The sequence below is a fragment of the Streptomyces sp. NPDC007088 genome (assembly GCF_042869355.1).
GTDB lineage: Bacteria > Actinomycetota > Actinomycetes > Streptomycetales > Streptomycetaceae > Streptomyces.
On record NZ_JBIAFO010000001.1, the window covers coordinates 250,788 to 263,260 of the forward strand.

The following is a 12,473-nucleotide window of genomic DNA, read 5'->3' on the forward strand; positions in this document are numbered from 1 at the left end:
CGGGGCCATTAGGCTTGCCAGCCGTGACCACCGTCCGCCTTCCGCTGTTCCCGCTCAACTCGGTGCTGTTCCCGGGGCTCGTCCTCCCGCTGAACGTGTTCGAGGAGCGCTATCGCGCCATGATGCGCGATCTGAGCAAGATCCCCGAGGACGACGAACGCCGTTTCGTCGTCGTCGCCATCCGCGACGGCCTGGAGATCGCGCCGAGCTCCCCGGGCCTGCCGGACCCGACGGCGGTGCCCGAGAAGGGCCCGGCGGCGGGTTTCGGCGAGGAGCCGCTGCGCGCCTTCCACGAGGTCGGGTGCATCGCCGACACGGCGACGCTGCAGGAGCGACCCGACGGCGGTTTCGAACTGCTGACGACCGGGACGAAACGGGTGCGGCTGCTGTCCGTCGACGCCTCGGGCCCGTACCTGACCGCCGAGGTCGAGGAGCTGGCCGAGGAGCCCGGCGAGGACGCGGGCTCGCTCGCGGAGACGGTGCTGCGGGCCTTCCGCTCGTACCAGAAGCGGCTCGCCGGGGCCAAGGAGCGCACGCTCGCCCCGGACGCGGAGCTGCCCGACGAGCCCTCCGTCATCTCCTTCCTGGTGGCCGCGGCGACGATGCTCGACGTGCCGACCCGGCAGCGGCTGCTGGAGGCGCCGGACACGGCCTCGCGGCTGCGGGAGGAGCTGCGGCTGCTGCGCACGGAGACGGCCGTGATCCGGCATCTGCCCTCGCTCCCGGCGATCGAGCTGACCCGCTCGCCCACGAGCCTCAACTGAACCCGGCCGAGTGCGACGACAGGGACCGTCCATGGTGAGGAAGCCGAAGAAGCAGCAGTCCGGGGCCACCCCCGCGACGCTCGCGCTGACGGCCGCGGGCGCGGCCTTCGCGCTGCACGCCTACGAGCACGACCCGGCCCACCCCTCGTACGGCGAGGAGGCGGCCGAGGCCATGGGTGTCTCCCCGGAGCGGGTGTTCAAGACGCTGGTCGCGGAGGTGGACGGGGCGCTGACCGTCGCGGTCGTACCGGTCGCGGGCAGCCTGGACCTGAAGGCGCTGGCCGCGGCGGTCGGCGGCAAGCGCGCGGTGATGGCCGATCCGGCGGCGGCCGAGCGCACGACGGGCTATGTGCGCGGCGGGATCTCCCCGCTGGGGCAGCGCAAGCGCCTGCCCACCGTCGTCGACGCCTCCGCGCAGGGCTTCGGGACGATCTGTGTCTCGGCGGGCCGCAGGGGCCTGGAGGTCGAACTGGCCCCGGCCGATCTGGTGGCGCTCACCGGGGCCGTCCTGGCACCGGTCGGCCGGGGCTGAGCGGCGCCCGAAGGAAGCGCACCCGGAGCGCCGCCCCGGGCCGGGCGGCGCTCAGGCCCCGGTCGCCCGCCTCATCCGCGCTGCGGGCCCTGGCCCTGTCCGCCGGGCTGCTGCGGGGGCGCGTACGGGGGCGGGGCGTCCTCGCCGCCCCGCGGGTCGCTCCCGCCCGCCGGACGCGGGGGCGCCCCGGCCGAGGTCCACTGCGGACCGCCGGCCCACGGGCCCGGCGGGAAGGGGACCGCCTCGCGCGGGCCGAAGACCCCGGTGAGCAGCAGGTGCAGGGCGACGGCGGCGAGCGGCCAGGCGAGCAGGACACCCTTGGCGCGCAGTTCGAGCGGGGCGTCGAAGGTCACGTCCTGCCCGACGGCGCGGGCGTGCGCCACGACGTCCTGGGTGGGGCCGAGCCAGACGCCCACCCGCCAGGCCACGACGGAGCCGAGCAGCGCGCCCACCGTGAGGCCCACCACGAGCGGGACCCCGCCGCGGCGCTGGACCAGGAACACGACGGCCGCGCTGACCAGGCCGAAGCCGAGACCGAGCAGGACGAAGACCCCGTCCGTGCCGATGGCCTGCTCGCCCTCGCTGTCCTTGAGATAGACGATCTTGCCGTCCGAGACCAGCGGGACCCGGGGGGCGAGCCACAGCCACAGCAGGCCCATGAGTACTCCGGCCACCACCAGGCCGAGGCCCACGAGGGCGGCCCGGCGGATCTCCGCCCCGGTCCCGGGGCCCTCGTCCTCGGGGTGCGCCGGCGGCGGTCCGCCCGGCGCGGCCTGCCAGGGGTCGTACGGGGGGCCCGGGGGCGGTGTCTGGGATGCGCTCACCGGGACATCGTGTCAAACGGCTCACACCGGCTCAGGGGCGGGAGGGCCGATCGGACCAAGCGGGCTCAGCGGGCCCCCGAGACCGCCGCGCGCCGGTAGGCCCAGGTGGCGAGAGCCAGCGAGAGGACACCGACCCCCGCGCACACCCCGAGGTCGCCGAGGACGGCCGGCCAGTGCGGGGCGCCGGAGAAGGTCCTGGCCAGCGCCTCCACCCCGTAGGTCGAGGGCAGCAGGTCACGGCACCAGCGGATCAGCTGCGGCATGTGGTCGGGCGGCAGGACGCCGAGCAGCAGCGCGGCGGACATCCCGAGCTGACCGAGCAGGGTGGCGAGTTCGGCGCGCGGGGCGAGCAGGCCGCAGGCGGCGCCGAGCCCGGCGAGGGCGGCGCCCGCGAGCGGGACCACGGCGGCCAGCACCCACAGGTGGGTGAGTGGCAGCCCGAACAGGCCGCAGCCCACGACGGCGGTCACGACGGTGCCGGGCACGGTGAACGAGGCGTAGGCGGCGGCGGCCCCGAGGACCACCGCGGCCGGGGGTACGGGCAGCGTCGCGTAGTGGTCGAGCCCGCCGGTGGCGCGCAGTTGCCCGAAGTACTGGGCGAGCAGGTTGAGGGCGACGAACGCGACGACGAGCACGGCGGAGCCGGCGACGACCGAGCGGGCCTCGTCGCCGCCGTCCACGACCCCGCGCATGAGGATCATGATGCCGACGGACTGGAAGGTCGCGACGAACAGCAGCGGGATGCGCGCGACGCGGGCGCGGGAGAGCTGGGCGCGGTAGACGGCGGCGAGGGAGGGCAGCAGCCGGGCACGGGGGGCGAGCGGGGCGGCCGCCCCGTCCGCGCCGCCCCGGGCGGGGGCCGCGCCGGGGGCACGCAGCGCGCCGGTGGCCTCGACGGGTGCGGCGCTCATCGCGGTCCGTCCTCGCCGGGCGGCACGGGGCTGCGGTCCACCGGTACGGCTTTCACGCTGCGGGCGCTCCTGTTCGCTGGGCCGAGGGGCCGGCCCGCGGTCTGGTTCATGACTTGACCAGGCCCTTCGTCCGGCCGCCGAGGGCGAGGTAGACGTCTTCGAGACTGGGGGTGCTGAGGGTGAAGTCGTCGAGGGCGCGGAAGGCGGCGCCCCCGGTCACGGCGGAGACGGCGGCGCGCGCCTCGTCGGGGCCCAGGCGCAGGGTCCAGCGGCGGCCGGACTCGACCGCGGAGTGCCGCAGGGCGGCGACCTCGGGCACCTCCAGCGGGGCCTGTTCGCGCCACACGAGTTCGAGGCGGACCTCGTGCGCGACCCGGGACTTGAGCCCCGCGGGGGTGTCGCAGGCGATGACCCGGCCCTGTTCGAGGACGGCGACCCGGTCGAGCACGGTCTCGGCCTCGATGACGTTGTGGGTGACCAGCAGGACGGTGACCCCGTGGTCGGCGCGGCGCCGGTCGACGGCGGCCCATACGGCGCGCCGGGCGACGGGGTCCATCCCGGTGGTGGGTTCGTCCAGGACGAGGACGGAGCGTTCGCCGACGAGGGCGGCGGCGAAGCAGGCGAGACGGCGCTGACCGCCGGAGAGCTTCTTGAGGGGGCGCGCGGCGATGTCGGTGAGGCCGAGTTCGTCGAGGACGGCGTCCCGGGCGCGGCGGGCCTCGGGCAGGTCGAGCCCGCGCAGCCGCGCGGTGGTCTCGGCGGCCAGGGACACGGTCAGTTCGTCGAGGGCGGTCGACTCCTGGCCGAGGTAGGCGAGCAGCCGGGCGGCGCGCTCGGGGTGGCGCACGAGGTCGTGGCCCAGCAGGTGGACGCTGCCGGAGTCGGGCCGCATCAGCCCGGTCAGCTGCCTCACGAGGGTGGACTTCCCGGCGCCGTTGGGGCCGAGCAGCCCGAAGATCTCGCCGCGCCGCACGTCGAGGTCGATGCCGTCGGTGGCCCGTACGGCAGGGGCAGCGGGCTGTCCGCGCCGACCGCGCAGCGCGGGATAGGTCTTGACCAGATCCCGCACGACGCACACCGCGTCGCTTCCTCGCGCCCGTGCCGTGCCCGTACTCACGAGAACCGAGGCTACTGGGTGTCCGCTCCGGGACGGCGGGCGGGGCCGGTTCCCCGGGGCGTACGGCGTGTCGGGTTTCTCACGGTCATTCGACGACGCTGGCGGCCTCGGCGCCCACCTCGCGCCAGAAGCCGGCCCGGATCGCGTAGCGGTCGTTCTCGTCGATCTGGTCGTCCTTGTGGGCGAGCAGGCCGAAGCGCGCGGCGTAGCGCAGCAGCTCGCCGTCGACGCGGTGCGGGATGCGCGGGTAGAGCGCGGACAGCCGCTCGCGCAGCGGCGGGAGTCCGGGCTGTTCGGGCATCCGGGCGAGCCAGCGGCGGGCGAAGACCTGCCCGACCTCGTAGGGGTCGCCGCCGACCGTCGTGATGTCCTCCTCGCGGTCGGCCCAGCGCTGTTCGGCGGTCGTGAGCTGCGCGAGGGTGGGCAACTGGGCGGCCTCGGGCGGCTCGCCGCTCCCGGGCCGCTCGACCCAGCCCTTGTCGGAGGACCAGCGCAGGGTCGCGTTCGCGGGGGGTGGCGGGGACGGGAGGGGGCCGGCGGCGACGGCGCGCAGCGCGGCGAGGTCCTTGGGGGTCGGTACGCCCTTGCCGGGGGCGGGGCGGTCCTCCTCGTGGTCCTCCTCGACGGCGCGGGCCGGGACGGGGCCGCTCTCGTGCCCGGCGCCCTCCAGGGGCGTGTGTCCGGGTACGCGGTGGCCGTTCCCGGAGTGCCCGTCGGCGCGGTGGCCGTTCCCGGAGTGGCCGTCCGTTCCGTGCTCGGCGGAGGACAGCGCCGACTCGGGCAGCGGGGCGGAGAGGATCGCGGCGTACTCGGGGCGGGGCTCGGCGGGCGGGGCGCACGGTCCGGGGTGCTCCTTGGCGCGGATCGCGCCGGTGATCCACTGCCGGTCCAGGACACGGCGTTCGTCGGCCTCGGCGACGAGGTCCTCGGACTGGTTGTAGTCCCCGTCGGCGGCCTGGACGGCCCACAGGTGCACGGCGACGCCGTGTTCCTTGGCGGAGACGAGACCGGGCAGCAGGTCACCGTCGCCGGTGACGAGGACGACGTCGGAGCAGGCGCGGTTGCGGGCCAGTTCGGTCAGTTCGGCGTGCATCGCGGCGTCCACGCCCTTCTGCGCCCACCGCCCGTCACTGCGTGTGAGCGCTCCGAGCCGTACGGTGACACGGGGGCGGACCCGCAGCCTCCGGTGCTCGGGTTGCGGGACGCGGTCGGGGGCGCCGTCGAACCAGTAGATGCGCAGCAGCGGCTGCTGGGTCTCGTGCTCCGCGCGCTCCCGCAGTCGCTGGATGAGGGCGTGGTGGTCCACGGTGATCCGGGAGCGGGAGGGTTCGCCGGCGAGCAGGCTCGCGGCGGCGCCGAGGAGATATCCGGCGTCCACCAGGACGACGCAGCGGTCCACGCGTTCCACCCTCTTCCCTGAAGTCCCTGTCCGGCCCCGCGTCCACGGTGCCGGGGACAGGGGCGCATCGGGTTTCCTTCGAGTCTGCCCGACGGGGCGGGGGTTAACGGCCTGAACTCGATCTTCGGCGCGGCGTTTCCACGCTTCGGCCGCTTCCCGCGCTTCTCCCGCCCCTCTCCCCCGCTTCTCCTCCCCTTCTCCGGGGGTGATGACACGCGGTCGTTCCGGCGGCGATGACACACGGTGACGATCCGAAATGCGTTCTCTGTCCGGTCATGTGAGCCTGAAGGCGGACCTGGCCCCGAGAACCTCGCAGGAGGCAGATTTCCATGGCCAAGAACAAGAACAACCGCAAGCAGGGCGACGCGCGGGGCCGCTCCTCGGCCGCCGAGGAGGCGCGGGCCGAGGCGCGGACGAGCGCGACCGAGGGCCGCGAGGGCTTCCAGTCCCAGGCGCAGGGCAGCCCCGCCGACGTGGCCCGTAAGCACCAGCGCCGTTTCGGCCACAACTGAGCGGTGACCACGCGCTGACCCCGTGGGAGAGGGGCGCACCCCGGCCGGGTGCGCCCCTCTCCCGCGTGCGGCCGCCCCTGGGGCCGGCGGTGTCTCAGCCGGCCAGGCAGGACGGGCCGAGCAGGACCTTGAGGTCGCCGAACAGGGAGGGGTCGGGCTGGACGCGGTGGCGGTCCAGGCGCAGCACGGTGGTCTTGCGGGGGCCCTGGAGCTTGATCCGGACCTCCGAGTTGCCGCGGTGGCTGCCGAGCACCTCGTTGAGCCTGCTGACCATGGGCGGGGTCACCTTGACGGCCGGGATGGTGATGATCACCGGCGCGTTGGTCCCCGCGTTCGACAGGTCGGGCACCTGCAGTTCCATCGCGACCAGACGCGGCACGTCCTCCCGCTTGTCCAGCCGCCCCTTGACGAACACCACCGTGTCCTCGACGAGTTGGGTGGACACGAGCTGGTAGGTCGCGGGGAAGAACATGCACTCGATGGAACCGGCGAGGTCCTCGACGGTCGCGATGGCCCAGGCGTTGCCCTGTTTGGTCATCTTGCGCTGGAGTCCGGAGATGATGCCGCCGATGGTGACGACGGCGCCGTCCCCGAAGTCCCCGCCGGTGAGCTGGGAGATGGCCGCGTCGCTCTTGTCGCTCAGGACGTGCTCGATACCGAACAGCGGGTGGTCGGACACGTAGAGCCCGAGCATCTCGCGCTCCTGCGCCAGCAGGTAGGACTTGTCCCACTCGTCCTCGGTGAAGGTGACGTCGAGCCCGAAGCCGGGCTCGTCCTTGCCGCCCTCCTCGCCCATGCCGCCGAACAGGTCGAACTGGCCCTCGGCCTCCTTGCGCTTGACCGCGACGACGTTGTCGATCATCGGCTCGTACTGCGCGGTGAGGCCCTTGCGGGTGTGGCCCATCTCGTCGAAGGCGCCGGCCTTGATGAGCGATTCCGTGGTGCGCTTGTTGCAGGCCGCGGCCTCGACCTTGTCGAGGTAGTCGGGGAAGGAGGCGTACTTCCCCTTGGCCTTGCGGCTGCGGATGATCGAGTCCACGACGTTCTGCCCGACGTTGCGCACGGCGGTGAGGCCGAAGAGGATCACGTCGTCGCCCTGGGCGGCGAAGTTGGCGACCGACTCGTTGACGTTGGGCGGCAGTACCCGGATGCCCATGCGGCGGCACTCGTTGAGGTAGACCGCGGACTTGTCCTTGTCGTCGCGCACCGAGGTGAGCAGCGCCGCCATGTACTCGGCCGGGTAGTTGGCCTTGAGGTAGGCGGTCCAGTAGGTGACCAGTCCGTACGCGGAGGAGTGGGCCTTGTTGAAGGCGTATCCGGCGAACGGCACCAGGACGTCCCACAGGGCCTGGATCGCCTCGTCGCTGTAGCCGTTCTTGCGGGCGCCCGCCTGGAAGAGGACGAAGTTCTTCTGGAGCTCGTCGGCCTTCTTCTTGCCCATGACGCGGCGCAGGATGTCGGCCTCGCCGAGCGAGTAGCCGGCGATGATCTGCGCGGCCTTCTGCACCTGCTCCTGGTAGACGATGAGCCCGTGGGTCAGGCCCAGCACCTCCCTGAGCGGCTCCTCCAGCTCGGGGTGGATCGGGGTGATCTCCTGCTGGCCGTTCTTGCGCAGCGCGTAGTTGGTGTGCGAGTTCATGCCCATCGGGCCCGGCCGGTACAGGGCCGAGACGGCGGAGATGTCCTCGAAGTTGTCGGGCTTCATCAGGCGCAGCAGGGAGCGCATGGGCCCGCCGTCGAACTGGAACACGCCGAGCGTGTCACCGCGGCACAGCAGTTCGTAGGTCTTCGGGTCGTCCAGCGGGATGGCGAGCAGGTCGAGGTCGAGGCCCTTGTTGGCCTTCACCATCTTGACCGCGTCGTCCATGATCGTGAGGTTGCGCAGACCCAGGAAGTCCATCTTCAGCAGGCCGAGCGACTCACAACTCGGGTAGTCCCACTGGGTGATGGTGACGCCGTCGGTGTGCCGCACCCACACCGGGACGTGGTCGGTGATGGTCTCGCTGGACATGATGACGCCGGCGGCGTGCACGCCCATCTGCCGCACCAGGCCCTCGACGCCCTTGGCGGTGTCGATGACCTTCTTGACGTCCGCCTCGTTCTCGTACATCCCCCGGATCTCGCCCGCCTCGGAGTAGCGGGGGTGCTTGGGGTCGGTGATGCCGTTGAGGTCGATGCCCTTGCCCAGGACGTCGGCGGGCATCGCCTTGGTGAGCCGGTCGCCCATCGCGTACGGGTAGCCGAGGACGCGCGCGGAGTCCTTGATGGCGTTCTTGGCCTTGATCTTGCCGTAGGTGCCGATCATGGCGACCTTGTCGGCGCCGTACTTCTCGGTGACGTAGCGGATCACCTCGACGCGCCGGCGTTCGTCGAAGTCGATGTCGACGTCGGGCATGGAGATGCGCTCGGGGTTGAGGAAGCGCTCGAAGATCAGCCCGTGCTCGATCGGGTCGAGGTCGGTGATGCCCATGGCGTACGAGACGATCGAGCCGGCCGCGGAACCACGGCCGGGGCCCACCGCGATGCCGTTGTTCTTGGCCCACATGATGAAGTCGGCGACCACGAGGAAGTACCCCGGGAAGCCCATCTGGATGATGATCCCCATCTCGTACTCGGCCTGCTGCTGCCGGTCCTCGGGGATGCCGCCGGGGAAGCGGCGGGCCATGCCGCGCCTGACCTCCTCCTGGAACCACGTGACCTCGGTGAAGCCCTCGGGCACGTCGAACTTCGGCATCAGGTCGCGCTTCTCGAACCAGCCGGTGGTGTCGATCTGCTCGGCGACCAGGAGGGTGTTGCGGCAGCCCTCCTGCCAGGCGTCGGAGGAGTCGATCGCGTACATCTCGTCGGTCGACTTGAGGTAGTAGCCGGTGCCGTCGAAGCGGAAGCGGTCGGGGTCGGAGAGGTTCTTGCCGGTCTGGATGCACAGCAGCGCGTCGTGGGCGGTGGCCTCGTGCGCGTAGGTGTAGTGCGAGTCGTTGGTGACCAGCGGGGGGATGCCGAGCTTCTTGCCGATCTCCAGCAGGCCCTGGCGCACCCGGCTCTCGATCTCGATGCCGTGGTCCATCAGCTCCAGGAAGTACCGGCCCTTGCCGAAGATGTCCTGGTAGTCGGCGGCGGCCTTGAGCGCCTCCTCCTTCTGGCCGAGCCGCAGCCGGGTCTGCACCTCTCCGGAGGGGCAGCCGGTCGAGGCGATCAGGCCCTCCGACCACTGCGCGATGGTCTCCTTGTCCATCCGGGGCCACTTCTGGAGCCAGCCCTCGGCGTAGGCGTCGGAGGACAGCCGGAACAGGTTGTGCAGACCGGTCTTGTTCGCGGCCCAGATGGTCTTGTGCGTGTACCCGCCGGAACCGGAGACGTCGTCCCGCTTCTGGTGCGGCTGCCCCCACTGGATCTTGCGCTTGTTGCGCCGCGACTCGGGCGCGACGTACGCCTCGATCCCGATGATCGGCGTGACCCCGGCCTTCTTCGCCTGGTGGAAGAAGTCGTAGGCCCCGTGCAGGTTGCCGTGGTCGGACATGGCGATATGCGTCATGCCCATCTCGTTGCACGCGTCGAACATGTCCTTGAGCCGCGCCGCCCCGTCCAGCAGCGAGTACTGGGTGTGCACGTGCAGATGGGTGAACGGCGGCTTGGACGACGACACGACAGGGGCCTCCGGCGGCACATCGACAACAGGACGAACAGCGAGGAAGTCTACGTCGCGACCCCCCAAGATCGATCTCCCCCCACACACCCCGCCCCCCTGAACCCGACCTCACCCGGAAGCCGCCCCACCACCCCCGCCGCCCCCGTCCGACACCTCCCGTCCCCCCTGTCCAGCACCCCGGCCGGCCCGCCCGGCATCCACGCCCGGCCCGTCCGCCCGTCCGCCCGGCCCCCCGCCGACCGCACCCGGCACCCCCCAGCCCGTCCGGCGCTTGAGGACAAGGCCGAAGGCCGCGATCAGTGACCGCCACCCGGAACCACCCCCACCCGGAGCGGTCCGCCAAGGACCCGGGCACTCGGCGGTACCTTCAGGCGTTGACACACCGGGACGCACAGAGGTCCCCGGGCAAAGACGCCCCGCACTTCCCGTACCAGGAGGCACCCAGCGATGTCGGTCCCGCAGTCCACGGCAGCAGACCGCGAGGAGCGTGGGGAGCAGATCCTCGCGGTGTTCGACACGGCGTTCGGTGAGCTGCTGGCCGCCGACCCCGCCGCGTTCCGGGTGAAGTTCCGCAAGATGGCGGCCTCCGCCTTCGCGTTCTACCGCGGTACGGCCTGCCTGTTCTACGCGGACCTGGCCCGCGAGCAGCACGCGGGCCCCTACCTGGACGACCGCACCGGCCGGGTGTGGATCCACGGCGATCTGCACGCCGAGAACTTCGGCACCTACATGGACGCCCAGGGCCGCCTGATCTTCAACGTCAACGACTTCGACGAGGCGTACGTCGGCCCCTTCACCTGGGACCTCAAGCGGTTCGCGGCCTCCCTCGCCCTGATCGGCTACGCGAAGGCGCTCAGCGACGAGCAGATCAGCGAGCTGGTGGGGGTCTACGCGGCCGCCTACCGCGAGCGTGTCCACCAGCTCGCGACGGGCGCCAAGAGCGACGAGGTACCGCCCTTCACCCTGGACACCGCGGACGGGCCGCTGCTGGGCGCGCTGCGCGAGGCCCGTTCACTCACCCGCTTCGGCCTGCTCGACTCGATGACGGAGATCCGCGACTTCGAGCGCCGTTTCGCGCCGGGCGGCGGCTCCCTTGAGCTGGACGCCGCGACCCGCTACAAGGTCCTGGCCGCGTTCGACGGGTACCTGGAGACGCTGCCCGAGTCGAGCCTGACCCGTCCCGACTCCTACCGCGTCAAGGACGTCGTGGGCCGGCGCGGCATCGGGATCGGCTCGGCCGGGCTGCCCTCGTACAACATCCTGCTGGAGGGCAACAGCGACGCCCTGGAGAACGACGTGGTGATCTACGTCAAGCAGGGGCAGACCCCGGCGGTCTCGCGGCACGTCACGGATCCCGCGATCCGCTCCTACTTCCAGCACGAGGGACACCGCACGGTCATCTCGCAGCGCGCCCTGCAGGCGCACGCCGACCCGTGGCTGGGCTGGACCGAGCTGGACGGCGCGGGGCAGCTGGTCGCCGAGATCTCGCCGTACGCGGTGGACCTCGACTGGTCGGACATCGACGAGTACGAGGAGATCGCGGCGGTCGTCGCGGACCTCGGCCGGGCCACGGCGGCGATGCACGCGGCGGCCGACGACGAGAGCGGCCACTCGGAGCTGGTGCCCTTCTCGACCGAGCGGGCCATCGACGCGGCGATCGCGGCCGACGAGGAGGGCTTCGCCGGGCTGCTGGTGGACTTCGCGCACGGCTACGGCGCGCGGGCCCGTCACGACCACCAGATCTTCGTGGACCTCTTCCGCAACGGCCGCATCCCCGGCCTGTAACCCGGGGAGGCGCCTCGCGACGCCGGGGACCGGCCGCCAGACGCCGGCCGCCCGGCGTCTGGCGTCTGACGCCCGGCGTCTGGCGCCCGGCACCGGAAAGGCCGCGTGCCCCCATCCCGCCGCGAGCTTCCGCCCCGCCTCGCCCCGCCCCGCACGTGCCGCCGTTCCCCCGCGTGCCTTTGTTCACAAAGACCGCACTTCACAGGAACCTTTTAGGGCTCGCTTACCGGGGCCCGTGGCACACTCGGCAACGATGGACATATCCGGGACCCAGCTCAGAGCGCTGCGCGCGACGCTGTTCACAGCGCTCGTCGTGACGCTCTCGGCTGCCTCCCACGTCGTCCTGTCCCGGGCTCCCCTGCCGCTGCTCCCCCTGCTCGCCGTCGCCGGCGCGGTCTTCGCGCTCTCCTACGGTCTGGCCGGGCGCGAGCGCGGTTTCTGGCACATCGCGGCGCTGCTGGTCCCCCTGGAGCTGGCGGCGGACACGGTCTTCACCACCGGTCAGCATCTGTGTTACGGCTCGGCGGGCGGCCCCGTCGCGGGTCCGCTGCGCTCCTTCGGCATCGACGTGCTGTGCGGCGGCGGACCGATCGGTACGCCGCTCAGCTCCCTCGCCGGCGGCGAGGAGACGCGTGCCGCCCTGCTGCTGGCCGATCCGCGCCCCGGCGCCTCCTGGGTCCTGCTGGGCGCCCACCTCGCGGTGGGACTGCTCGCGGCGGCCTGGCTGCGGCGCGGGGAACGCGCCCTGGCCCAGTCGCTCGCCGCGTTCACGGCCTTCGCCTTCCGCCCGCTGCTGCTCGCGGTGGCCTTCGTCGTGGCCGGCGAGGCCCGCACCGTGCGCGCGATCACGGCGCGCGCGGCGCGCGGCGCACGCCGTCCGCACCTGGCGCTGCTCGCCCACTCCCTGGGACGGCGCGGTCCGCCGGCCGCCGCGTACGCCCTGGCCTGAGTACGGCCCCCGGCGCTTCCCCCCTCCCTTTTCC

General features: G+C 72.5%; 10 protein-coding genes. 5 read left to right on the forward strand and 5 right to left on the reverse strand.

Going from position 1 to position 12,473, the window contains the following annotated elements:
• Positions 1 to 23: 23 nt before the first annotated feature.
• The gene (locus tag ACFYMP_RS01125) at positions 24 to 764 is read left to right on the forward strand and encodes an LON peptidase substrate-binding domain-containing protein (protein WP_388848438.1); all 741 of its coding nucleotides are present in this window, start codon (positions 24 to 26) and stop codon (positions 762 to 764) included.
• A gap of 31 nt (positions 765 to 795) precedes the next feature.
• Entirely contained in the window at positions 796 to 1,296 is a 501-nt protein-coding gene (gene ybaK, locus ACFYMP_RS01130) for a Cys-tRNA(Pro) deacylase (protein ID WP_388848441.1), read from the forward strand.
• A gap of 71 nt (positions 1,297 to 1,367) precedes the next feature.
• Here ybaK and ACFYMP_RS01135 read toward each other — a convergent pair whose 3' ends face one another.
• The 4 genes from ACFYMP_RS01135 to ACFYMP_RS01150 all read right to left on the reverse strand — a co-directional run bounded on the left by ACFYMP_RS01135 (position 1,368) and on the right by ACFYMP_RS01150 (position 5,556).
• Positions 1,368 to 2,120 (reverse strand): hypothetical protein, encoded by a 753-nt coding sequence (locus tag ACFYMP_RS01135; RefSeq protein ID WP_388848444.1) that lies wholly within the window; start codon positions 2,118 to 2,120, stop codon positions 1,368 to 1,370.
• A 65-nt stretch (positions 2,121 to 2,185) separates the two neighbouring features.
• Positions 2,186 to 3,031, reverse strand: a complete 846-nt coding sequence (locus tag ACFYMP_RS01140) for an ABC transporter permease (RefSeq protein ID WP_388848447.1) — start codon at positions 3,029 to 3,031, stop codon at positions 2,186 to 2,188.
• A 106-nt stretch (positions 3,032 to 3,137) separates the two neighbouring features.
• On the reverse strand, positions 3,138 to 4,148 hold the full coding sequence (locus tag ACFYMP_RS01145) for an ABC transporter ATP-binding protein (RefSeq protein WP_388848450.1): 1,011 nt from the start codon (positions 4,146 to 4,148) through the stop codon (positions 3,138 to 3,140).
• 85 nt (positions 4,149 to 4,233) lie between these two features.
• Positions 4,234 to 5,556 (reverse strand): NYN domain-containing protein, encoded by a 1,323-nt coding sequence (locus ACFYMP_RS01150; RefSeq protein WP_388848453.1) that lies wholly within the window; start codon positions 5,554 to 5,556, stop codon positions 4,234 to 4,236.
• Between the two features lie 320 nt (positions 5,557 to 5,876).
• Here ACFYMP_RS01150 and ACFYMP_RS01155 point away from each other — a divergent pair, with 320 nt between their 5' ends.
• A complete protein-coding gene (locus ACFYMP_RS01155) occupies positions 5,877 to 6,059 on the forward strand; it encodes a hypothetical protein (RefSeq protein ID WP_388848456.1) in 183 nt (60 codons plus the stop codon).
• Positions 6,060 to 6,153: 94 nt separating this feature from the next.
• Here the strand turns inward: ACFYMP_RS01155 and dnaE are convergent, their stop codons facing one another.
• Entirely contained in the window at positions 6,154 to 9,702 is a 3,549-nt protein-coding gene (gene dnaE / locus ACFYMP_RS01160) for a DNA polymerase III subunit alpha (protein ID WP_388848459.1), read from the reverse strand.
• Positions 9,703 to 10,152: 450 nt separating this feature from the next.
• On the opposite strand from dnaE, the gene ACFYMP_RS01165 reads away from it, so the two are divergent.
• Positions 10,153 to 11,490: a DUF2252 domain-containing protein gene (locus tag ACFYMP_RS01165; RefSeq protein WP_388848462.1), complete on the forward strand. Its 1,338-nt coding sequence runs from the start codon at positions 10,153 to 10,155 to the stop codon at positions 11,488 to 11,490.
• 253 nt (positions 11,491 to 11,743) lie between these two features.
• The gene (locus tag ACFYMP_RS01170; protein WP_388848465.1) at positions 11,744 to 12,439 is read left to right on the forward strand and encodes a hypothetical protein; all 696 of its coding nucleotides are present in this window, start codon (positions 11,744 to 11,746) and stop codon (positions 12,437 to 12,439) included.
• Positions 12,440 to 12,473: the final 34 nt, after the last annotated feature.